Here is a 22,498-nt window from a genome sequence, read left to right as displayed (position 1 = left end):
AAGTCGCGAATCGTAAAGGCTCAAGCGGTGCTCGAGGGTTCGCGACGCGCCGAAGTTCGACAACGATTTGTGCCGGTGGCGATCAGGACGCCCCTTGCCGGGCTTGCCACGCGCTATCGACCATGTCGGCCAGGGTGTGACGCATCCGCCAGTCCAGATCCCGGGCGGCGAGCTCGCCAGAGGCGACGATGCGGGCTGGGTCGCCCGGGCGTCGTGGTGCGATCTCCGGCGTGAATCGGATGCCGGTCACGTCCCCCACCGTCGACATGATCTGCCCGACGGAGACTCCGTCGCCACTGCCCAGGTTGTACGCCGGCTCGAGCGTGTCACCCTCCTGCAGCCGCCGAGCCGCCACCACGTGCGAGTGCGCGAGGTCGGAGACATGCAGGTAGTCGCGCACGCAGGTGCCGTCGGGTGTGGGGTAGTCGTCACCGTTGATGCGCGGGGTGCGACCGGCCAGCAGCGCGTCGAACACGAGTGGGAAGAGGTTGTGCGGGCTGGTGTCGTAGACATCCGGATATCCAGACCCGACCACGTTGAAGTACCGCAGGCTGGTGTGCCGCAGCCCGCGCGCGACGCCCTGGTCGCGCAGCAGCCATTCGCCGATCAGCTTCGATTCGCCGTACGGCGACTCGGGCGCCTTCGGCGTGCTCTCGGTGACGAGGTCGACGTCCGGCGTTCCATACACGGCAGCGCTGGAGGAGAACACGATCTTGTCGATCCCCGCCTTCTCCATCGCCGCCAGCAGGGTCGCCGTTCCCGTCACATTCTGCTCGTACGTGTGCAGCGGACGCTGCACTGAGACACCGGCGTACTTGAATCCGGCGATGTGCATGACGCCGTCGATCGGATGCTGCGAGAACACCTCGGTCAGCAGCCCGCCGTCGAGGATCGTGCCGCGCACGAACGGCACCTCGGGCGGAACGAAGTCCTCGTGTCCGCTCGAGAGATCGTCGATCACGACGGCGTCGATGCCCGCCTCCGCGAAGGCGCGCACCACGTGCGCGCCGATGTACCCGGCGCCGCCGGTCACCAACCAAGCCATGGAGTCCAACCTATAGGCGACTGAGGTGAGAGCAGAGCGGGCTTGCTCGCTCTGCCGAGCCGATGGAGCCTATTGAGCGCGAAGCGCGAACATCGGCCGCTGTGGGGGCCTCCCGCCCGCGCCAGCTCAGCGGTTGTCGGTCGCGACGAACAGCACGGCGTCGTCGTGCGGCACGAACCGCAGCGTGCCCTCGTCCGGCGAGACGAAGACCGCGTCGCCGCGTGAGACCTCCACGCTCGACCGCTCCCCCGCCACGGATGCCGAGCCGGCCGTGCACAGCACGATCGCCGGCCCGGTCAGCTCGAGCGAGGCATCCGCCGTCACGTGGGCGAGCTTGAAGTCCGGTACGTCAGGGGTGAAGAGCTCGAGGGCACCGACGCGAGACGGCGCCAGCAGCGGCGCGGGAACGGGGGTGAAGTCGAGCACGCGCAGCAGCTCGGGCACGTCGATGTACTTGGGTGTGAGTCCGCCGCGCAGCACGTTGTCCGATGCGGCCATCAGCTCGATGCCTGTGCCGGAGAGGTACGCGTGGATGTTGCCGGCCGGCAGGTAGAGCGCCTCCCCCGGCGCGAGGGCGACGCGATGCAGCAGCAGTGCGAGCACGACTCCCGGGTCGCCCGGGTAGGCATCCGCCAGCAGCCGCACGATGCCGAGCTCCCGGATGCCCTCACCCGTCGGCGAGCGCGCGATCGCGGTCGCCTGCGCCACGATCTCCTCTGCGGCCTCTCCGCCGCCGAGCAGCAGCCCGACCGTGGCTCGGAGTGCGGCCTCCTCGTCCTCCCCCGAAACCAGCATGCCGTGCAGCACGTCGAGCTCGTCGTGCGGCAGTCCGCTCGCCTTGCCCGTGGCGATCAGCCGATCGAAGACGGCGACCGACGTGCCCACATCGCGGAACCCGCACAGCGCATCGAACGGAGTGACGGCGTAGATCAGCTCGGGCTTGTGAAACGGGTCCTTGTAGTTGCGCTCGGGCGCGTCCAGCGGAACGCCCATCGCGTTCTCGCGGTCGAATCCAGCCTGCGCCTGCTCGGACGACGGATGCGCCTGGATCGACAGCGGGCCGGCGGCCGAGAGCACCTTCAGCAGGAATCCGAGGCGTGGCGCTCCCTCATACGAGTCGCGCTCGCGCCATGCAGCGCCGAGCGTGGCGTCGGGGTCTTCCGAGACGAGCTCGGCGAGCGTCTCGGCGCCCTCGACCGGTTCGCGCAGCCGGCTCGGCGAGCCGGGATGCGCCCCCAGCCACAGCTCCGCCTCAGGCTCTCCGGAGGCAGTCCTGCCCAGCAAGTCGGCGATGCCGTGCGAGGACCCCCACGCGTAATCGCGAGGAACGTTGTCGATGCGCACAAACATCCGTGCCCGCCCTTTCTTCCGGTTAGTCGCAGAGTACCAACGGCCTTGGGGTGGCCGGATGCCGCTGCCTAGGCTGACCGCATTCCACCGGTCTTCACTGCGCGGCAGCGTGCGCTGTCGGCGACGACCGCACGCGACCCGAATCACGTTCAACGGAGCAGACATGGCATTCGAGCCTCTCGCGGCAGACTTCTACGGCTTCTCGAACGAGCTCACCGAACAGGAGAAGGAGGCGATCGCGAACCTGCGGGAGTACCTCGAGACCGAGGTGAAGCCGATCGCGAATGAGTACTGGGAGCGGGCGGAGTTCCCGAAGCAGATCATCCCCGACCTGCACCGCCTCGGCGTCGCCGCATTCGCGTGGGACGAGACGAAGCCGTTCCCGAACTCGGCCGTGTTCCGCGGATTCGTCGCCCTGGAGCTGGCCCGCATCGACGCCTCGGTCGCCACTTACGTCGGGGTGCAGAACGGACTGGCCGCCGGTTCGCTCAGCGCGTGCGGCTCGCAGGAGCAGCGCGACGAATGGCTGCCGAAGCTGGCCTCCGGCGAGATCATCGGCGCGTTCGGGCTGACAGAGCCGCTCTCCGGATCCGACTCGGCTCAGGGTCTTCGCACGACGGCCGAGCGGCAGGGCGACGAGTGGGTCATCAACGGCTCCAAGCGCTGGATCGGCAACGCGACCTTCAGCGACATCACTGTCATCTGGGCGAAGGATGTCGCCGACGGCCAGGTCAAGGGCTTCATCGTCCCCACCGAGACGCCCGGCTACCACGCCACGAAGATCGACGGCAAGCAGGCGCTGCGGGCCGTGCAGAACGCCGACATCACGCTCGACAACGTGCGCGTGCCCGAGCGGCTGCGCCTGCAGAACGCGAACTCGTTCCGCGACACAGCCCGGGTGCTGCGTGCCACGCGCGCCGAAGTCGCCTGGGCGGCGGTCGGAGTGGCGGTGGGCGCGTACGAGGCGGCCGTGAAGTACGCGGGCGAGCGCATCCAGTTCGGCAAGCCGATCGCGGCGCACCAGCTCGTGCAGGACATGCTTGCCGGGTCTCTGGCGAACATCACGTCGTCGCTCGCGCTCGTCGTGCAGGTGTCACGGATGCTCGACGCCGGCACCCAGCGCGACGAGCACTCCGCGCTCGCCAAGGCTTTCACCACCTCCCGGATGCGCGAGACCGTCGGCTGGGCGCGCGAGATTCTCGGCGGCAACGGGATCGTGCTCGAGTACGACGTGGCCCGGTTCTTCAGCGATGCCGAAGCGCTGTACTCCTACGAGGGCACCCAGGAGATGAACACCCTCATCGTGGGCCGGGCGATCACGGGCCTCGGCGCGTTCGTGTAGTGCGATTCGGGCCACCCGCGCCCGGTTAAAGTAGCCCCATGACGCAGACCTCGCCGGCGACGGCGCCTCGCACCGTGCCGACAGGTCAGGGCTGGATGCTCGCCTTCGCGGGTTTCACGTTCTTCACGCTGTTCGCGCCAGATTTCTGGCGCAACTCGATCAGCTGGTACGGCTGGGGCGTCGCGGCGCTGATCGGTCTGATCGGCAGCATCGTGTTCCTGGTGCGGGCGAAGCCGCGCGTGCCGGTGCGCAAGTGGCCGAAGACGCTGCTGCTGTTCCTTCTGCTGTGCATCGTCTCGATCGCCTGGTCCGCATACCGCCTCGAGTCGGTGGAGGCCGCCGTCACGCAGTTGGCGACGACAACCGCAGCAGCTTTCTTCGCGCTGTGCCTGAGCTGGGAGCAGATCCTCCGCGCGCTCGGCGCCGCGTTCCGGTGGATCATCGGCCTCTCGCTCCTCTTCGAGCTGATCGTTTCGCTGATCATCCGGCATCACATCCTGCCGATCTTCACGACCTATCAGTACCCGTCGGGCAAGCTGCCGAACGCGTTCTACTGGAGCCGCGACCTGCTCTTTCACGGCGGTCAGATCCAGGGCATCGTCGGCAACAGCGACATCCTCGGCATGATCACGCTGTTCGCGCTCATCGTGTTCGGCATCCAGCTAGCGGACCGCACCGTGAACCGCACGGCAGGAATCGTCTGGCTCGTGCTCGCCGGCATCACGTTCCTGCTCACCCGCTCCTCGACCGTGATCGTCGCCCTGGCCGCGGTCATCGTCGTCCTGCTCTTCGCCTGGTGGGGGCGCAGCGTTCCGCAGAGCCGACGCGTTCCCATCTACGTGACGGCCGCCGCCGTGATCGTGGTGGGCGCGGCATCCGTGATGCTCTTCTGGGGAACCATCACGAAGATCCTCGGCAAGAGCGCCGACCTCACCGGACGCACCGACATCTGGGACAAGGTCATCCACCTGGCGCAGCAGAAGCCGTACTTCGGCTGGGGCTGGATCAGCTATTGGGCGCCCTGGGTCGAGCCGTTCAAGGGGCTGGCGATCCGCAACAAGGTGGAGTACCTGCAGGCGCACAACGCGTATCTGGATGTCTGGCTGCAGCTGGGCATCCTCGGTCTCGTGATCTTCGCGCTGCTGGTGCTCACGGTCTTCGGACGCTCCTGGTTCAAGGCGGTCGACCGTGCCCCGTTCGACGAGCAGGGCGTCGTGCGGGCGGATGTTCCCTACACGGCGATCACGCTGCTCCCGCTGCTCTTCATGGCCGCGCTCATCGCGCAGTCGTTCACCGAGAGCAGGCTCCTCATCGAGGCCGGTTTCGCGCTGCTGGCGATGTTCAGCATCAAGACGAAGCTCGAGCGGCCGTAGGGTCAAGACCCTCAACGTTAAGATGAAGCATGCCCGCCTCGCCCGTCTACGTCTCTGACCTCGGGTCCGCGTCGCAGTGACCTCCACAGCACGGCGCGTGCCGCGGTGGTTCGCCCTCACCAGGGCACTTTTCGAGTCGGCGAAGTTCTCCCGGGCGCTTTCGCTGTGCGTCGTCGGCTCCGCCTTCCTCACGACCGCGATCAAGGACGTCATCGGATGGCCGGGCCTGATCGGCGTGCTGGCCGCCGTCACGGCGGTCGCGATCTGCTCGTTCATCGCCCACTGGGACGTCATCGAGTGGCATGGACTTCTGCCGGTCTCGCTCCTCGTGTTCGTCGGCTGGTGCGCCGTCTCGGTCGTGTGGAGCACGTACCAGTGGGCGACACTCGCGGCCGTGATCTACCAAGGGATCTTCACGTTCCTCGCGCTGTATCTGGCGCTCGTGCGCGACTCCATCCAGATCGTGCGGGTCATCGGCGACGTACTGCGTGTGCTGCTGGCGGCATCCCTCGCGCTCGAGGTACTCAGCGGACTGCTCATCGACGCGCCGATCAAGTTCCTCGGCATCGCAGGAAACCTTGCCGAGGGCGGCCCGATCTCCGGCCTGTTCGGCAGCCGCAACCAGCTCGGTCTCGTCGCCTTGATCGCGGTCGTGACGTTCATCATCGAGTGGCGCACGAAGTCCGTAACCCTCGGTGTGGCGGTCTTCTCCGTCGCGGTAGCACTGCTCTGCCTGCTGTTCGCGAACTCCCCCGTGATCGCGATCATGATCGTGATCATCCTGCTGGCGGCGGCGGCTCTGTTCGGCATCCGGCACATCCGTCGCGAACGATGGAAGTTCGCGGTGCAGGTCTCGCTGGGAGCCGTCACGCTCGCGCTGGCGGTGCTGGGGTTCATCTTCAGGGCGCCGATCATCGAACTGCTGCACGGCCGCTCCGTCATCACGGTGCGCTATGAGGTGTGGCTGCAGATGTGGCACCTGATCCCGGTGAACGAGCTGCTCGGCTGGGGTTGGATCGGCTTCTGGCGCGGCTCGCTTCCGCCGTACTCGCTGATCAACGCCATGACCGGCGCTCCCCACGCGAACGGGCTGAATGCGTTCCTGGATGTCTGGCTGCAGGTCGGTCTCGTCGGCTTCCTGCTCTTCCTGCTGCTGCTCGGACTCGCCATGGGACGCTCGTGGCTGCTCGGCTCGAACAAGCGCAGCGTCATCTACGCGTGGCCACCGCTCATCCTGATCGCCCTGATCGGCACCGCGATGGCCGAGAGCACGATGCTCTACGAGAGCGGCTGGATGCTGACGGTCATCTGCACCGTCAAGGCGTCGCAGGGCATGTCGTGGCGGCAGGCGTTGCCTGCGGCGCCTGAGCGGGGCGACGGATCATTGGAGGGCACCGGGCGCTGAAAAAGCACCAACAATGTACGGCCCGGTGCCAGGTGAGCTCCGCGTCTATCGAGAGGCTGCGTCCGATCGCACACGTTCTACCACGTCATACAGCTCTGCAACGTAGCGTCCATTGCGCCGCGACTCGTCGATCTTTTGTGGAGACGGTCGTTCTCCACCGTCATTTCGTCGATTCGCCCAGAACGGCGGGTTCGAGGTCAGCATCAGAGACGCGTGTTCGTAGCGAGATGAGACGAGTTGGGAGAAGAGATTCGCGGCGTCTTGCTCGAACGGGAGATGGCCGACTTCGTCGACGATGATCAGCCCGTAGTGCCGTAGCCGGACAAGCTCGCGCGGGAGGCGGCTTCGCTAGCGCCGAGTACTGTGGGCGCGCCCGCGAGATAGATGATCTGCTTGACCGACTCGCGCTCTTCGCGGCGCCCGTAAGGCAACCCCTTCGATCCCGAACGCCCGATCGTAGTCCGATGGTCCCTGGACAGGTCATCTCCGACACCGACCGGCGGGACTGCTGGAACTGCTCCCTCAGTCGCTTCGCCGTCTCCACGTGGGCGGGGTCGGTTGCAGCAGCGCCAGACGCGGGCATGATCGGCGCCACATCCGCGCATCTGGCCTCTTCTAGATCTCTCGCATCCTCACGACGCGCCGACGATACTCCAAAGGCTCATGCGCCCGAAAACCTTCCCGTCCGCATACGACGACGAAGATACGAGCGCGAGCTTTCCCGCATACTTGGAGGGCCAGTCCGCTCTGCATCGGGAGTCCGTAACCACCCACTTCACGTTCGCAGCTCGCGCCGCAGCGAAGTCGATCGAGTTCCTCGTCCGAGCGTCCATCACGGCTTGCACGGCATCACGTTCGCGGGGCCAGGCCATACCGATGTAATAGTAGGCAACAGGTACGCCTGAGTTGATCTTGAGGACACGCGGATCGATGCACGGATCCGTAAGGACGAGCGGCCCAGGCGAAGTGCCCACTTTCGCTTCCGCGAGCGCGCTGGCAACGGAGTCTCTCGGGTCGCTGAGGTTTGATGATGTGTGGAACGCGTCGTTCCGGAAGAAGCGAAACCAATCGATCGAAGAAGTCACCGCGACGCATGCGCAAACAACCAGGGCGGTAATGGTCGCCACGTTAGCCCACCGCCTTTTTGCACCAGCCGACCCATATGCCGCCCCCGATCGACCGACAGCGACGTCGACAAGCATCGCGGTACTGAGAATCGAAACGACCGTGAATCCGTCTATCCAGAGACGATACGGTTCAGCATTCGCTCCCCATCGATCGTTGAAGGCAAGCAGGAACCAAGCGACAGACGCACCCATTCCGTAGGCAGCCCAGCTGGGGTTCCGGAACAGTAGGCCTGCGCCGAATACAGCAATCAAGGGAACAACCAGCGCAAGCGCGCTGATGAGTCCTTGCACATAGTGCACGCCGAGCTGACTGTTCGAGGCGACTCGGTACGTCAAAAACGGGTCATGAGAGGCGATGCCGTAGACCGTCCACACGACCTGGGGGGCCGCACCGAGCACGAGTGCGCCCATCGGGATCAGCAGCGTCTTCGGTGCCCGGATGACAAGCACCGCAACACCGGGTGCCGCCGGGACCAATCCGAAAACGAGTGTCGGGAGCTGACCGAAATGGGTGTTCACCAAGGGGCCGAGCAAGAACACGACTGGAACGAGGACAGCGCTCGCTCCAACCAACCACCAATTTCTCGTTGCCATGACTCCCCACACGCTGACAACGAAAACCAGCACGTACACCGTCGTGAGGAACGAATAGGTTTGTACGTTGGCGAGGCAACCAATACCCAAACAGATGAGGACGGTAAAAACGAGTCGGCTTCGCTTGGGATGCGAACGCCCCCAGAGCCACATCAGAGCAAGAAGCATGGCTGCCCCGGCCGACAGGGCGAAGGCCTCCCCGTTGAGTGTGAACAGAACTGCGAACGGACCCCACAACACTGCGTGCGAGGCGAGCGTGACGTACCACGAACCCGGATCCCAGATCCACGAAAAGGTTCCGAGCATAAGCGGGATAGGTGCCAGGAGCCCACACCACCAACGTCCAGACAAGCCGATGAGCACGAGGGCTATCACCACAATGAGGCCGACCTGCACCATGATGCCGACGACGTTCCAAACAGCGATCGGGTTGGCGTTGAAGGTGCGAGCGATAAGTCCGAGAAACGTGTAGTAGGCGTGCGGATAGAAATTCTGGCCAGTCTCAGTTGTGGGCTCCCCGGTGAGCACCTGACCGTCAGCGACATCCTTGACGATTGCCATGTAGCCATACGCGTCATACGAGAAAAAGTCCCGAAAGTCGGCAACGGACCAGCCCGAGCGCATGACGACAACGCTGACTTGGCCGATCAGGTAGACGACGACTGCAATGAGGACGACGGATGATCGCGCGATCCAGCGTCGCGCATGGATCCTGGACGTCGACTCGAGTGAACTCACACGCATCCTTCCGATGAAGCATTCCCGCCTGATCAGGCGCCGGCCAAGTCTGCCAGGCTGATCTGAGACCGTGGGCGATGGCAACCTCAGGCGGCAGCCTAGACTTGCGGCATGCCCCGTCAGCGAGTCATCGTCGCGGCCGCGTTCGATGAGAAGGACTCCTTCGCCCGTATCGGCGGGCGAGCCACAATATGACGCAACCATCAAAACCGACCACTAGCAAGACTGCTAATCCCGGCGAGCCACTGGCTCGCGATACCCAAAGCAGCGGCAAGGGATTTGTGCTGGTGCTCGCTGGGACAGCGGTCGTCGGACTGATCGGCTATTTCGTCACATGGCTTGTGCCTCGGGCCATCGGCGTCGACAGGTACGCGGCCTTTGCCGTCTTCTGGGCAGCGATCTTTCTCGTCGCGGCGGCGCTGTCGGGAGTCCAACAGGAGATCACACGCGCCACTACGTGCGTGGAAACCGACGAGTTCGCACGAGCGACTCGAGCAATGAAGTTCGCTATTGTCGCGGCCCTTGTTTGCGGAACCGTCGTCGCCGCTTCGTCACCATTGTGGTCTGCTGCCGTGTTCGGCCCGAACGGTGCGCTTGTGGTACCTCTGGCGCTCGGATGCGCCGCATACGTATTGCTCGCAACGATCGGCGGGACACTTTATGGGATCGCGTGGTGGCCCGGTGTTTTCGTCATGATCGTGACAGAAGGCGTACTTCGTCTTGTTCTCGTGAGCCTCACACTTGTGTTCACGTCGGATGTGACGTGGTTGGCTTGGGCAGTCGTCGCACCGTTTCCTGCCACGGCCGCTGTGGTCTACATCCTGGGTCGAACGCGGATAGGCCGAACCGTGCTCGACGTCGGCTATCGCCGATTGGTCCTGAACGTATTGCGCACAGTCACGGCCGCAGCATCGATGGGAATGCTCGTCAGCGGATTTCCCCTGCTCCTCGAACTGACAAGCCACGGCGTACCAACAGCCCAACTGGGCACGGTTATCCTCACCGCCACGCTTACGCGAGCACCATTAATCGTCGTGGGGATGGCACTTCAGAGCTATTTCGTTCATCTTTTCCGTGCGCACGCCACGTCGATGTGGAGGATCCTCCTCCTCTTGCTCGTCGGACTCCTCGTCCTCGGTGGCCTGCTCACGGTACTGGCCTGGTGGTTGGGCCCAACCATTCTGCACTTCCTATTTCCCCACGACACCATGCCTCAGGCGTGGTTCATTGCGTCGCTAGTCGCCACGTCCTGTTTGGTAGGTGGCCTATGCGTTGCAGCACCGGCAGTGCTTGCCCGTGGAGCACATACTGTTTTCGGCGTCGGCTGGCTGGTGGCCGCGGTCGGAACCGTTCTCGGCTTGTTGGTACCGCTGCCGCTCGATGTGCGGACGATCGTGGCGCTGGCCATAGGCCCGTCCGCAGGGCTGATTGTCTTCCTGACTTACCTCGTGGTCTCGGCTCGGTCAGAAAAAGCCCTCTCTTAGAGACCGGGACCGCCCTGGACGAATCAACGCATTTCGGGCACGTGGCGTAAGACGAGAGCTTTGCGATACAACGCCCGGCGAATCGGCGTGGGGATGAAGCGGTACGCTCCGCGCACGAGAATATTGCGCGCGAACAAGCCGCGTGACACGAAACCGTCGGCGAGCAACGCACGCTGAAGGCGCCACTCGCTCCTGAAGAGCTGGCTTCCACCCCGACGAGCGTAGGCGCCAGCGTCCACGCGGTACATCACCAAGGGGTCGGCGACGTTTGTCATTCGGGCGCCCGACTGAATCATTCGAGCGAAGAGCCAATAGTCTTCCATCAGCGGAAGATCGCGATAGCCGCCAGCGCGAAGAACGGCAGACCGGCGATAGACCACCGTGGGATGGTTGAACGGGTCGTGGAGCCGGGCCGCCTTCCTAATCGCATCGTCATCGGTGGGCGGCCTGCGAACTCCTAGGATTGCCCCGGAGGCGTCGAACTCGAACATGCCACTTCCAACGAGGTCGTATCCCTTTTCGATGATCGACAATTGCGTTTCGAACCTGTGCGGGAGCGCAATATCGTCAGCATCCATTCTTGCCACGACATCGAATGAGCACGCGGCCAGGCCTTCCGTGAGAGCCTTGGCAAGGCCGACATTGCTATCAAGAGAAATCAGCCTCGCTCGGACCGACGAGTTCACCAAGACAGTCCTGATTGCGCGCGCAAGCGAATCCGGAACCGGGCCGTCCTGGACAATGACGGCTTCATCCGGCCTACGGGTCTGGTCCTCTACTGCGCTCTTGAACGCCCTCTCAAAATGAGTTGGGTCGTCCTTCATGTAGACCGGAAGGAGAAGAGAGAACTTCACCTGCCCATCAGCCGACACGCTCGACCTGCAATCGCCGCGACACGGGTTCGATGTGCGCAATGCTTTCGGCTATCTCAGGCATGGACTTGAAAATGGCGCCGTTGGTCGCGGGAGCAGACCAAAGACCCTCGCGAAGACCTTCTCGCAGGCTCCTGGTGATGGTTCTTCGGTCGCGCGACACTCTCCATGTGCGTACCCAACGCACCGCGGTCGCACCGCAGTAGAGGACCTTCTCCGGCAGGGCAAGGGAGCGGGACTTCTTCATCAGCCAGACTTTGTTACGCACTTCAAGGCTGAACCGCGGGCCCGGATCAGCATCGGTGGATCCGTAGACCTTGGTCTTGTGAACAACCAGCGAACCGTTGCAGATGTACCCGCGTGAATAGCGAAGCAGGCGCGCTGTGTACTCGAAGTCATCATTCCAGAGAAAGTACCCAGCGACCGGCAGGCCACATACACGAATGGCCGATACCTCGATCAGGACCGAGACGAATGACGTCGAACGCACCGGATAGCATCCATGTTCGTTCGCGGAGCGAAGGGCAGCCTTTGATGTCCAGGGGCGAACTCTGGGCATATTCATCGGATGCGGCCGCCCATCGGTCCAGACGACTCGAGACGCCACCAATACCGTCTCAGGAGGAGCCAGCCGACGGGCTTCCAGCAAAGCGGCCAGAGCTCCCTCGGTAGGGACCGTGTCGTCGTCGAGCAGCCAGACGAGATCGGCGTTCGCTTCGCTAATCGCCAGGGCGATGCCCGCAGTGAAACCCCCTGCACCACCGAGGTTCCGCCTGAGCGTGACCACGTGAGCATCAGGGAGAAGAGCGCGGGCGCGATCTGCGGATGCGTCGGTGGATGCATTGTCAATGATGACAACGCCGTCCAGGCGCCGAGTCTGCGCACGTAACGCCTCAAGGCACTCGATGAGCAGATCCTCACGGTTGTATGCGACTACGACGGCAATGACACGCGGGTGCCCTGCGACGCGCATAGTGTCCTTCGACTCACGCATCCGGTACCGATCCATCGTCGACACTGATCAATTGCCGCAGGACCGGGCTCCGCTGGACGAACACTCCAAGTCGTCGCGCGACTATCCACACAATCATGAGTGCGACCCAAAGCAAGCCCGCCAGTGTTTGCAGTTGCCATCCGGGGCTGCGGTATGCCACGGTCACAACCTTTCCCTGTGCAGAGGCATCGATGTGGAGGTTCATAAGGAACCCGTCAACGGGCGTCTTGTCGATGTTCGCGTTCGTCACGCTATATCCGGGCCAGTCGATTCTGCTGAGCGCGACGGTGCCCCCACCGGCCGGAACCTGGTCCACCCGGAAGGCGAGACCCATCGCGTCTTCACGGAGCTGCGTGACTTCCGTTCCCCCTGATGACCACGCGACGCCTCCGGCTCCCGCGATCGGGTGCTTCCGCTCGAGAACACGCGTGGCCGAAGTGTCGCTCACAATCTGCCAGCCATTGGGGACGTGTGCCCAAATTGCCTTCGGCACCTGTGCTTTGATCACCTGCACTGTGCTCACGCCCATGAGCGTTGCCAAGTCCAGATGTGTCTTCGGCTGCTCCTGGAACAACCGCGTGTAGAGCTGCCCACACGTGAACCCGTTGTACTCCATACAGACGTTGTTTTGGTATCCCGGGTAGTACACGGAGGAGTACGCGTTCTGCACACTCGCCTTCGTCAGGTAGAAGAGATTGCCGACCAACGTCTCCCGCCACACGTCCGGATGGCTTACACCATCGTCCATTGCCCCGACAACGATCACATCTCCGACTGCATGAGATAAAGGGCGCTGAAGGTCGGAGACCACCGACGGCACACCATAATCCCGCAAAGGAGATCGGGGGTGGGCCACATGTTGCGGTATCACAAGGATCACGGAGATGACGATCACCACGACCGCCACCAAGCTGGTCGCCGCCAGCGGATCACGAATGAGCGGGACACCGCCGCCAAGCCAGTGGGGAAGGCGCCGCGACAATAGACGATATGAGAGCCATGTCGCGACCATGGCGACCACGGTGACGGCAACGATGACTTTCCAATAGTGCGGGGACGTTCCCAGCGCCACGAGCGCCGCCCCAAGCATCAGAATAGCGCTCATGCGGTATCGCGCCGGCGAGATCACAGGGGCCCGCGCCACCGAGAGCCCCACAATAACGATCACGATCGCTCCAACCGACAGGTACGGCATGAGGCGTACAGGAAACCGTAGAGGCCCGAAGTCGCTGGGGAGTAGGACAATCGCCGCCAGAGCGATGGCGAACACGACGATGAGGCTTGTTTGCGTACGGAGGAAGGGGATGAATCGTCTCCACGCGATGAACGCAGCGAATGGTAGGAACCAAGCGATATAGAGAAGCGGAACTCCGGGAAAGAGCGCGCCGAAAAAGTTGATTTCCGGCGATCCTGCCGGTACCGCAGAAGCCGCGAGTCCACTCAGATTCACGGTGAGAAGCCCCGTGTTCCCGATCCCCGCGGTTCGTCCCGTTACCGGAGCGATCAGAAGGCTGGGGAGGTGCACCACTATCGCGAACAGGCCAGCCAACACCGCCAGCGCCCATGCTCTAGTGACCGCTCCGCGTGAACGTCGCAAATAGGCCTCGATGATCGTCGCGATGAGTGTCACGGCGAGCATCAACGTTGCATGCACATAACCGATACCGACGACTCCGACGCTGGCAAGACCAGCAAGGAGAGGCGACTTGCCTTCGAGGACCGCTCGCCGTGTCAAAGCCCATGCCAGAGGCCAGAGTGCCCACGCCATCAGACCGTTGACCCACGATGGCCCGTCCACGTAGAGGCTGAAACCTGTCAGCACCACCGCGACAGCTCCCACCGACGCCAACGCCGCCGATGCCTTGAACGTTCGCTGAAGAAGCCATGTCCCGAGTGCCGCCACCACGAAGAAGCCGACCTTCACGATCGTCACGTACACAACGGCATTGCTGACTAAATGACTGCCAACTCCGACGATCCAGAGGACCGGGCTGAAGATGCCCCATGCGCCCTCGGCCAGATAGTTTCCCGACTGCCACACAGTCGGGTTCACTAGCGACCAGTCCCACGACAGCAGCCGGTCACCGATCTTCCACCACTGGCCGAAAGCGCCGGACTGCGTGTCGTCCACGTAGTAGTAGGTGTGATTGATGGCCACCGGTATCAGGGTGCCCACAACCACTGCAGCTACGACGCCGCTGAGCCAAAGGATTCTCGAACGCACCCGAGAATTATCTACTACGCCAGATCGGGCCGCGCTGACATGCGATTGGGGAGCACACGGACGTTGTCATGGACAATGGAACGCGTGCAGCCTCTCGTGTCGATAGTGATCCCCGCCTACAACAACGCGGAGTACCTGGCGCAAGCCATCGAGTCCGCTCTCGGGCAGTCGTACGGAAACATCGAACTGATCGTCTCGGACCACAGCTCTACCGATGACACGTTCGCAGTCATGCGTGGCTTTGAACGAGACGAACGTGTCACACTGCTCTCAACGCCTTCAGGCGGAGGCGCACTTCGTAACTGGAACAGGGTGAGCGAAGCGGCACGCGGAAAGTACATCAAGCTGCTGTGCGGGGACGACCTCCTCTATCCCAACATTGTTGGCGAACAGGCATCAGCTCTCGAGTCGTCTCCCACGGCCTCGGTCGCAGCGTCCTCGCGCGACGTGGTCAACTCTCGAGGGAGGGTGGTCGTGCGCAATCGCGGACTCAAGGGGCTGCGTGGTGTGGTGCCCGGCCACGAGGCGATCAGGAGGACCGTGGTCGCTGGCACGAACCTGCTCGGCGAGCCTGGCAGTGTGATGTTCGTACGCGAACATCTCGCGCGGGTCGGTTTCTGGGACGCACGGTTCCCGTACCTGATCGACGAAGCCACCTACGTCCGAGTGCTTATGTCTGGCGATCTGGCAGCGGTCCCGGGGCCCCTTGCCGCGTTTCGCCTCTCGGAGACACAGTGGAGCGCTCGGCTCATCCACGAGCAGGCAGCGCAGACCGTGGGATTCCACGACGCCTTGCACGAGGAGCGACCAGACATCATCACGAGTGCGGATCTCAAGCGCGGTAACACGCGCGCCCGGAGGACGGCCCGGGGGCGCCGGCTCGCTTATCTATACGTCGGCGCACGAACGCCCCGTAAGGAGCGGGGCACGAGCAATCCCAGCCATCGATCCAAGAGCGCAAGGTAGGCGCTATGGTAGATTCGCCTTCCGTGCCAGCCGTCGAACAGCAAGACCCCATCGCGGCGGACCACTCCATATCGGTGGTTATCCCGGTGTATCAGGGCGAGTCCACGCTTCGGGGTCTGATCGATGAGATTCGCGTTCTGACGTCACCTCAATTGAGCCAGAAGAGACACGCCTTCGTTGTGTCGGAGATCATCTTGGTCTACGACAATGGTCCCGATGGTTCTGCGGCCGTCATCCGAGAATTGGAAGCGACGAACGACTTCGTGCGATGCATCTGGTTGTCGCGCAATTATGGGCAGCACGCGGCAACGCTTGCAGGCATGGCCTCTGCCGGATCAGATTGGATCGTCACGCTAGACGAAGACGGGCAGCACGATCCTTCGGCTATAGGAACGCTGCTCGACGCGGCAATGCAAGAGCAGGCTGCGGTCGTATATGCGCGTCCCACGAATTCGGCTCCGCACGGTGCTCTTCGGAACAGTGCCTCGAAGACGGCGAAGTGGCTGCTCGCTCGTGTGGCAGGCGTTTCGCAGGCAGTCGACTTCCAAAGCTTTCGGCTCGTTCTCGGCAACGTCGGCCGAAGCGTTGCCGCGTACTCAGGTTCGGGCGTGTACCTTGACATCGCATTGAGTTGGGTGGCTGGCAAGGTCGTCACGGCGCCGGTGGCGCTTCGCGAAGAGGGCGACCGACGTTCTGGGTACTCGGCGCGCCGACTTTTCGGCCATTTTCTGAGGCTCGTGTTGTCAAGCGGAACCCGAGTTCTCCGGCTCGTTGCATTCCTCGGCCTAGTGTTCGCCGCCTTCGGAGTAGTGCTCGCGATCATTGTCTTCATCGAGCGTTTGGCCGGCGGCATAGCAATCGAAGGCTGGGCTTCCACCATCGTCATACTCCTTCTGAGTTCCGGAGCGGTCCTCTTCTCGCTCGGAATAATTGCCGAATACATCGGTATCAACGTGAACATGGCCATGGGCAAGCCGCCCTATCTAGTGGTCAGCGATCCAGGCCTTGGCCCCTTGGGCCGCAGACCTCGCCCATGACAACGAGGGCTTGGGTAATCGGGGGAACGGGCCTTCTTGGGAGTGCGCTTCGTCGTTCGATCGCGGAACGCCGCGACTGGCTCGACGCTTCACTAGCACCGCTGCCTTGGGGGTCGAGCGAGTTGGCCCGTGCGGCCCGGGCTCGGGCTGACGCTCTGATCGGCGAAGCCAAGGAAGGGGACCGATTCGCAATTCTCTGGGCGGCCGGTGCGGCCGTCACCGCGGCCACCCAATTCATGATTCAGCGCGAACTGGACGAACTCGCCAAAGCCTTCACGGAAATTACCGACACGATTGCGTCTGTGAAGGCTTCGGTCTGCTTCTTCTACGCCTCGTCCGCAGGAGGTGTCTATGCCGGTTCACAGCAACCACCCTTCAGCGAACGCACGGTGCCGGCACCTATCTCGCCATACGGAGAGTTCAAGCTTGCAGCCGAGCAGCTCGTCGAAGAGTCGGTCGGCTCGATCGGAGCATCTTCAGTAGTAGGCAGAATCGCGAATCTGTACGGGCCCGGGCAACGGATGGACAAGATGCAGGGGTTGATTTCCCACCTTGCGCTTGCGCAGTTCAGCCCGTCGCCAGCATCCATCTTCGTACCACTGGACACGCTGCGGGACTACATCTACGTGGATGACTGCGCCGACCTGATCCTCGACACAATGTCTCTTACCTTGAACAAGGCCTCCCAAAGCGGCGCTGTGTCAGCGACCAAAGTTATGGCGACCGGTCATGCTGCCTCAATAGCCGAACTACTGGGCCACTTCAGTCGGCTAAGCCACGGCCACCCGAATGTCATGGTGGGGTCGTCACCCGTTAGCGCGTTCCAGGCGCGAGATCTCCGACTCCGATCCGAGGTCTGGCCAGCTCTTGACCAACGGCAGATGACGCCACTTCCGGTAGGAATCAAGGCCACGATCGACGACATCCTCCGTATGGTGCAAGCCGGTGCGATACATGGACGCCACTAGTCTCGCTGCCGACGCGTAGGGAGGATGAAGCCGTCGTGTGGAGCGAGGTTTCGCGTCCCGTAGAATCAGAGGCTGATCGCTCAGCCGATCTGCAACTCGTGATGTCGATCCAGAAAGTCCCACTCCGTGAATCCAGATCTCATCGTCGTTGGCTCAGGTTTTTTTGGTCTAACGGTCGCTGAACGCGTTGCCGATGATCTCGGGCTGAAGGTCCTAGTGATTGACCGCCGGCCACACATCGGAGGCAACGCGTACAGCCAGCCAGACCCTGAGACTGGTATAGAGGTCCACACGTACGGTGCCCATCTCTTCCACACCTCAAATGTCCCGGTGTGGGAGTACGTCAACCGGTTCACGAAATTCACCTCCTACGTGCACCGCGTGTACACGACCTATCGCGGCGAGGTCTATCCGCTTCCAATCAACCTCGGGACGATCAATCAGTTCTTCCGCTCCGCGTACTCTCCCGGCGAGGCCCGTTCGCTCGTTGCGGAGCAAGCATCCGAATTCTCGACTCGCGACGCAGCGAACCTCGAGGAGAAGGGCATCTCGCTGATCGGACGTCCGCTGTACGAGGCGTTCATCCGCGATTACACGGCGAAGCAGTGGCAGACCCCAGCCGAGGAGCTCCCGGCCGAGGTCATCAGCCGTCTCCCGGTGCGATACAACTACGACAACCGCTACTTCAATGACACGTTCGAGGGCCTGCCCGTCGGCGGCTACACGGCATGGCTTGAGCGCATGGCAGATCACCCGAACATCGAGGTGCGGTTGAACACGGACTTCTTCGACGAGTCCCAGCCGGTGAACAAGAAGGCGGTCGTCGGCAGAATCCCGGTGGTGTACACCGGGCCTGTTGACCGCTACTTCGACTACACGGGCGGAACACTGTCGTGGCGCACTCTCGACTTCGAGCAAGAGGTGCTCCCGATCGGAGACTTTCAGGGCACGCCGGTAATGAACTACGCGGATGCCACGGTGCCGTACACGCGCATCCACGAGTTCCGGCACTTCCACCCAGAGCGTGAGTACCCGGCGGACAAGACGGTCATCATGCGGGAGTACTCGCGGTTTGCGGAACGAGGAGACGAGCCCTACTACCCCGTCAACACTCCGGCGGACCGCGAGAGCCTCCTCGCATACCGCGACCTGCAGGCGGGCGAACCGAACGTCTTCTTCGGCGGCCGCCTAGGTACGTACCAGTATCTGGACATGCACATGGCTATCGGTTCGGCGCTTTCGATGTACACGAACAAACTGCAGCCGCTGCTGGCGGGCGGCGAAGGCTGAGCGTCGTGAGCCGCACACTCGCAGAAACCGCGCGCGGCGACTTCGTACAGCCCGGACATGGTGCTGGGCTCTTCGACGTCTTCAAACGGCGATACCTTCTCGGCCTCCTTGTGCGCAAAGAGGTTCGCGTGCGCTACCGGGGCTCCGTGCTCGGCTGGCTGTGGTCCTATGTCAAACCGCTGACGCAGTTCGCAGTCTTCTTCATCGCGCTCGGCATCTTCCTGCAGCAGAACAGGAGCATCGCGAACTACCCGATCTACATGTTCAGCGGTCTGGTTGTGGTGAACCTCTTCAGCGAGGCGTTCAGCAATGGCACGCGATCCCTCGTCGACAATGCCCCGCTGATCAAGAAGATCTATCTCCCGCGAGAGATGTTCCCGGTCGCCTCCACTCTGGTCGCGTTCGTGAACTTCCTTCCGCAGATCGTGGTGCTCTTCGGCGTCTGTCTCATCGTGGGATGGCATCCAGATCCTCTCCAAGCCCTCGCGTTCATCCTCGGTACGGTCATCATCCTTCTGTTCGCAACCGGGCTCGGCATGCTGTTCGGCTCGGTGAACGTGCTCTTCCGCGATGCCCAGAATTTCGTCGAGCTGATCGTGTTGGTCGCCACGTGGGCCTCTCCAGTGCTCTATCAGTGGCAGATGGTGGCGAAGGTGCTGCCGCCGTGGTTGATGTTCATCTATCAGATCAACCCTCTGACCGCGGCCGTCGAGATGTTTCACGCGTCGTTCTGGTTCCCTACCACGAGTGGTTCCTCCCCCATGCCCCCAAGCATCACCCTGCACGCGCTGATTGCCTTGCTGATCTCGGCCATCGTGATTGTGGCCGGTCAGTTCCTCTTCCGCCGGCTGGAGGGTCGATTTGCCCAAGATCTCTGAACCGGCGATCGACGCAAGGATCGTCGTCGATGAAGTGCGGAAGACCTTCAAGCTCCGCCATACCCACTCCCTCAAGGAGACGTTCATTGCCGCGGTGCGCCGCAAGCAGATCTCATCCACGTTCAATGCGCTCGACCAAGTTTCCTTCACGATTGGCGAGGGTGAGTCGGTGGCGCTGCTGGGGTTCAACGGCTCCGGCAAGTCGACGATGCTCAAGCTTGTCTCCGGCGTGTTCCAGCCGGATGGCGGTCGGGTGCTCACCCGTGGCCGAGTTGCAGGGCTGATCGAGGTCGGTGCGGGCTTCCATCCCGATCTTTCCGGCCGGGAGAACGTGTTCCTCAATGCCGCCATCCTCGGCATGTCACGCAAGGAGATCGAGGCGCGCTTCGACGAGATCGTCGCGTTCTCGGAGATCGAGGCATTCATCGACACCGAGGTCAAGCACTACTCCTCGGGCATGTTCTTGCGGCTCGCGTTCTCCGTGGCCATCCACACCGAGGTCGATATTCTGTTGGTCGACGAGATCCTTTCCGTGGGCGACGAGCCGTTCCAACGGAAGTGCCTGGCCAAGATCCGCGAGCTTCATGCGAAGGGCAAGACCCTCGTCGTCGTGAGCCATGACCTCAACATGGTCGCCGATTTGTGCGAACGCGGCATCCTCTTACAAAAGGGACGCATGACGTTCGATGGACCCTCTCATGAGGCCGTGGTTCGCATGCGCGCGAACGAGAGCTGACAGCGGCGGAGGGACGATGACTGGGGTGAATGATCGAATGGATGACAAGGTGAGCCGTGAGAACTCGGGCAGCATACTTCAGCGGGTGATCTTCCCGGTACACGGGGATCCGCAATCTCTACCTCTTTATCTGGACCCTGAAACCTGGGGCTGGTCATTCCTCCCGGATTCAGAATCCGATTGGCTCGCGAAGGTCCGCGGAGTATTCGGTGACGGACACAATCGACTCGCATCGCGGCTCACGAGCAGGGTCGGCCTCGCGTGGCTTCGTGGGCGCCGTGGTCTCCAATTACCCGCCCACAAAGCGGTGTCCCTCGCTACGTACTTCAATGCTTTCCCTGCCAGTTACTGGAAAGCATGGACGAACGTAGCGGAAGTAGATTTGCGGGTTGTTACCAAGGGTGAGGGCCGCATCGTTGTGTTTCGCTCGAATGCCCGGGCTGTTGTGCAGCGCGTGGACGGTGTCGAGGTCGGCGGGGCGAACGAGACGACGACTGTCTTCCGCGTCCCGCTGACCTCCTTCGTCGATGGTGGCTGGCTCTGGTTCGACCTGATTGCAGGCGACCGTCCGCTCGAGCTTGTACACGCTGATTGGCTGGCACCGGAAGAGTTTGCGCCCATCTCCGACGGCACGGCCACAGTATCGATCACTACGCTGAATCGCCGAGAATACTGCACGCGCCTCTTGGCTGAAATAGGCGGTGACGAGCCGACTACTCGGCTCCTTGACAAAGTTCTGGTGATTGACCAGGGCACAGAGAAGATTCGGGAGGCTGCCAACTTCTCTGATGCCGAGAAGAGTCTCGCTGGAAAGCTTTCGGTGATAGAGCAAGCCAACATCGGCGGTTCAGGCGGTTTCTCCCGTGGGATGCTCGAGACGATCGAGAACGACGAGTCCGACTACGTCCTGCTCCTAGACGACGATGTCGAGGTCGAGCCCGAGAGCATTCGACGCATGGTGACCTTCGCGAATCACTGCATCGCACCCGCAATCGTGGGTGGCCATATGTTCGACATGTACGACAAGGCGACGCTACATGCATTCGCTGAAGGCATTCACTGGAAGCCTTTCATGTGGGGGCCGTTCACGCCGGGACGCCACGACTTTGGCGGCTCCAACCTGCGGCAGACGGCATGGCTTCATCGTCGCTATGAAGTGGACTACAACGGCTGGTGGATGTCACTCATCCCGGTCTCGACGCTCAAGGAGATCGGCCTCTCGCTCCCTGTATTCATCAAATGGGACGACGCAGAGTATTCGCTGCGTGCCCGTGAACATGGCGTTCCCACGGTCACCATGCCAGGCGCCGCAGTCTGGCACGTCTCGTGGGTGGACAAGGACGACTCGCACGATTGGCAGGCCTTCTTTCATGCGCGCAACCGCATCGTCACGGCACTCTTGCACTCGCCGGAAAAGCGCGGCGGTCTGCTATGGCGATCCAATCTCGCAGGTGACGTGAAGAATCTTCTGACGATGGATTACTACACAGTGGCCATGCGCATGGAAGCCATCCGCAACGTGCTCGAAGGCCCGGGTCAACTCCATGCGGACATGCTCGGTCGTCTATCGCGGGTGCGGGAATTAGGCAAGCAATTCCGGGAGTCGACCATTATCAAGGACGCCGAGCAAATTCCCCATTTCCCAGCCCGCGAAATCATGTCAGTGACAACCGGGAAGTCCGATCCCGGCCCTCACGGTGCTCGCTTCGTCCTCTGGTTGCTGCGTCAAGTTGTTAGGCACAGTCGCAAGGTAACCACTGATGTCAGCGCGCCGCACGGGCACCTCGCCTTCCAGGACGCCCGCTGGTTTGACGTTCCGAATTGGGACAGCGTTCTCATCAGCCGAGCGGAAGGATCCGGCGCCACCTGGCACGTACGGAACCCCCGCGCGTTCCGCAAGCTCCTGCGCGAGGCGGTGAAGTTGAACCTTCTTTACAGGCGAGAGTGGGACCGACTTGCCCGTGAGTACCGTGAAGCCCTGCCCGAGATAACTTCGATCGGAACGTGGCGGAATACTATCAACAGAGCTCGCCTTGACGCGGCCGAGGAGCCAGTTAGCGCCAATCCTGCTTAGT

Annotated in this window: 17 protein-coding genes and 1 pseudogene; 11 read left to right on the top strand and 7 right to left on the bottom strand. The window is 62.6% G+C overall.

Annotated elements, in window-relative coordinates:
- Positions 1 to 82: 82 nt before the first annotated feature.
- Both galE and manA read right to left on the bottom strand, forming a co-directional pair.
- Complete coding sequence (galE, locus tag ACYVII_RS03395) at positions 83 to 1,045, bottom strand: NAD-dependent epimerase/dehydratase family protein (protein ID WP_460531000.1); 963 nt, start codon at positions 1,043 to 1,045, stop codon at positions 83 to 85.
- Positions 1,046 to 1,171: 126 nt separating this feature from the next.
- Entirely contained in the window at positions 1,172 to 2,395 is a 1,224-nt protein-coding gene (gene manA / locus ACYVII_RS03390; RefSeq protein WP_460530997.1) for a class I mannose-6-phosphate isomerase, read from the bottom strand.
- Between the two features lie 163 nt (positions 2,396 to 2,558).
- Here manA and ACYVII_RS03385 point away from each other — a divergent pair, with 163 nt between their 5' ends.
- From ACYVII_RS03385 to ACYVII_RS03375, 3 genes are all read left to right on the top strand, one after another.
- Positions 2,559 to 3,737, top strand: coding sequence for an acyl-CoA dehydrogenase family protein (locus tag ACYVII_RS03385; RefSeq protein ID WP_460530994.1), 1,179 nt, complete (start codon positions 2,559 to 2,561; stop codon positions 3,735 to 3,737).
- Positions 3,738 to 3,775: 38 nt separating this feature from the next.
- Positions 3,776 to 5,110: an O-antigen ligase family protein gene (locus ACYVII_RS03380; RefSeq protein ID WP_460530991.1), complete on the top strand. Its 1,335-nt coding sequence runs from the start codon at positions 3,776 to 3,778 to the stop codon at positions 5,108 to 5,110.
- A gap of 76 nt (positions 5,111 to 5,186) precedes the next feature.
- The gene (locus ACYVII_RS03375; protein ID WP_460530988.1) at positions 5,187 to 6,515 is read left to right on the top strand and encodes an O-antigen ligase family protein; all 1,329 of its coding nucleotides are present in this window, start codon (positions 5,187 to 5,189) and stop codon (positions 6,513 to 6,515) included.
- A gap of 180 nt (positions 6,516 to 6,695) precedes the next feature.
- Here the strand turns inward: ACYVII_RS03375 and ACYVII_RS03370 are convergent.
- Positions 6,696 to 6,860, bottom strand: a pseudogene (locus tag ACYVII_RS03370) (ATP-binding protein); the annotation flags it as partial.
- Between the two features lie 287 nt (positions 6,861 to 7,147).
- Positions 7,148 to 8,974, bottom strand: coding sequence for a hypothetical protein (locus ACYVII_RS03365; protein WP_460530985.1), 1,827 nt, complete (start codon positions 8,972 to 8,974; stop codon positions 7,148 to 7,150).
- A 191-nt stretch (positions 8,975 to 9,165) separates the two neighbouring features.
- Here ACYVII_RS03365 and ACYVII_RS03360 point away from each other — a divergent pair, with 191 nt between their 5' ends.
- The gene (locus ACYVII_RS03360; RefSeq protein ID WP_460530982.1) at positions 9,166 to 10,458 is read left to right on the top strand and encodes a hypothetical protein; all 1,293 of its coding nucleotides are present in this window, start codon (positions 9,166 to 9,168) and stop codon (positions 10,456 to 10,458) included.
- A 23-nt stretch (positions 10,459 to 10,481) separates the two neighbouring features.
- Here the strand turns inward: ACYVII_RS03360 and ACYVII_RS03355 are convergent, their stop codons facing one another.
- Genes ACYVII_RS03355 through ACYVII_RS03345 form a run of 3 tightly spaced genes read right to left on the bottom strand, consistent with a single transcriptional unit; the run spans position 10,482 to position 14,482 of the window.
- Positions 10,482 to 11,312, bottom strand: coding sequence for a glycosyltransferase (locus ACYVII_RS03355; RefSeq protein WP_460530979.1), 831 nt, complete (start codon positions 11,310 to 11,312; stop codon positions 10,482 to 10,484).
- A gap of 7 nt (positions 11,313 to 11,319) precedes the next feature.
- Positions 11,320 to 12,324, bottom strand: a complete 1,005-nt coding sequence (locus ACYVII_RS03350; RefSeq protein ID WP_460530976.1) for a glycosyltransferase family protein — start codon at positions 12,322 to 12,324, stop codon at positions 11,320 to 11,322.
- Complete coding sequence (locus ACYVII_RS03345; RefSeq protein ID WP_460530973.1) at positions 12,317 to 14,482, bottom strand: hypothetical protein; 2,166 nt, start codon at positions 14,480 to 14,482, stop codon at positions 12,317 to 12,319. The genes ACYVII_RS03350 and ACYVII_RS03345 overlap by 8 nt, the downstream gene beginning before the upstream one ends.
- Here ACYVII_RS03345 and ACYVII_RS03340 point away from each other — a divergent pair.
- The 7 genes from ACYVII_RS03340 (at position 14,468) to ACYVII_RS03310 (ending at position 22,497) form a co-directional block, all read left to right on the top strand.
- Positions 14,468 to 15,514: a glycosyltransferase family 2 protein gene (locus tag ACYVII_RS03340; RefSeq protein ID WP_460530970.1), complete on the top strand. Its 1,047-nt coding sequence runs from the start codon at positions 14,468 to 14,470 to the stop codon at positions 15,512 to 15,514. The two genes, ACYVII_RS03345 and ACYVII_RS03340, sit on opposite strands and share 15 nt — an antisense overlap.
- Before the next feature lie 23 nt (positions 15,515 to 15,537).
- Positions 15,538 to 16,551, top strand: coding sequence for a glycosyltransferase (locus ACYVII_RS03335; protein WP_460530967.1), 1,014 nt, complete (start codon positions 15,538 to 15,540; stop codon positions 16,549 to 16,551).
- Complete coding sequence (locus tag ACYVII_RS03330; RefSeq protein ID WP_460530964.1) at positions 16,548 to 17,519, top strand: NAD-dependent epimerase/dehydratase family protein; 972 nt, start codon at positions 16,548 to 16,550, stop codon at positions 17,517 to 17,519. The genes ACYVII_RS03335 and ACYVII_RS03330 overlap by 4 nt, the downstream gene beginning before the upstream one ends.
- Before the next feature lie 126 nt (positions 17,520 to 17,645).
- Positions 17,646 to 18,809, top strand: coding sequence for a UDP-galactopyranose mutase (gene glf, locus ACYVII_RS03325; protein ID WP_460530961.1), 1,164 nt, complete (start codon positions 17,646 to 17,648; stop codon positions 18,807 to 18,809).
- Positions 18,810 to 18,814: 5 nt separating this feature from the next.
- Positions 18,815 to 19,687 (top strand): ABC transporter permease, encoded by an 873-nt coding sequence (locus ACYVII_RS03320; protein ID WP_460530958.1) that lies wholly within the window; start codon positions 18,815 to 18,817, stop codon positions 19,685 to 19,687.
- Between the two features lie 7 nt (positions 19,688 to 19,694).
- On the top strand, positions 19,695 to 20,423 hold the full coding sequence (locus tag ACYVII_RS03315; protein ID WP_460531847.1) for an ABC transporter ATP-binding protein: 729 nt from the start codon (positions 19,695 to 19,697) through the stop codon (positions 20,421 to 20,423).
- Between the two features lie 37 nt (positions 20,424 to 20,460).
- Positions 20,461 to 22,497, top strand: coding sequence for a glycosyltransferase (locus tag ACYVII_RS03310; RefSeq protein WP_460530955.1), 2,037 nt, complete (start codon positions 20,461 to 20,463; stop codon positions 22,495 to 22,497).
- The last annotated feature ends 1 nt before the right edge of the window (position 22,498 follow it).

This window comes from Humibacter ginsengiterrae (assembly GCF_054780115.1).
This window is presented reverse-complemented; position numbering and strand designations above follow the sequence as displayed.

What these genes read in the sequence shown, in the direction of transcription:
- ACYVII_RS03330 (WP_460530964.1), top strand. Translation starts at nt 16,548, where the DNA reads ATGACAACGAGGGCTTGGGTAATCGGGGGAACGGGCCTTCTTGGGAGT.
- ACYVII_RS03310 (WP_460530955.1), top strand. Translation starts at nt 20,461, where the DNA reads ATGGATGACAAGGTGAGCCGTGAGAACTCGGGCAGCATACTTCAGCGG.
- ACYVII_RS03350 (WP_460530976.1), bottom strand. Translation starts at nt 12,324, where the DNA reads ATGCGTGAGTCGAAGGACACTATGCGCGTCGCAGGGCACCCGCGTGTC.
- galE (WP_460531000.1), bottom strand. Translation starts at nt 1,045, where the DNA reads ATGGCTTGGTTGGTGACCGGCGGCGCCGGGTACATCGGCGCGCACGTG.
- ACYVII_RS03380 (WP_460530991.1), top strand. Translation starts at nt 3,776, where the DNA reads ATGACGCAGACCTCGCCGGCGACGGCGCCTCGCACCGTGCCGACAGGT.
- ACYVII_RS03385 (WP_460530994.1), top strand. Translation starts at nt 2,559, where the DNA reads ATGGCATTCGAGCCTCTCGCGGCAGACTTCTACGGCTTCTCGAACGAG.
- ACYVII_RS03360 (WP_460530982.1), top strand. Translation starts at nt 9,166, where the DNA reads ATGACGCAACCATCAAAACCGACCACTAGCAAGACTGCTAATCCCGGC.
- manA (WP_460530997.1), bottom strand. Translation starts at nt 2,395, where the DNA reads ATGTTTGTGCGCATCGACAACGTTCCTCGCGATTACGCGTGGGGGTCC.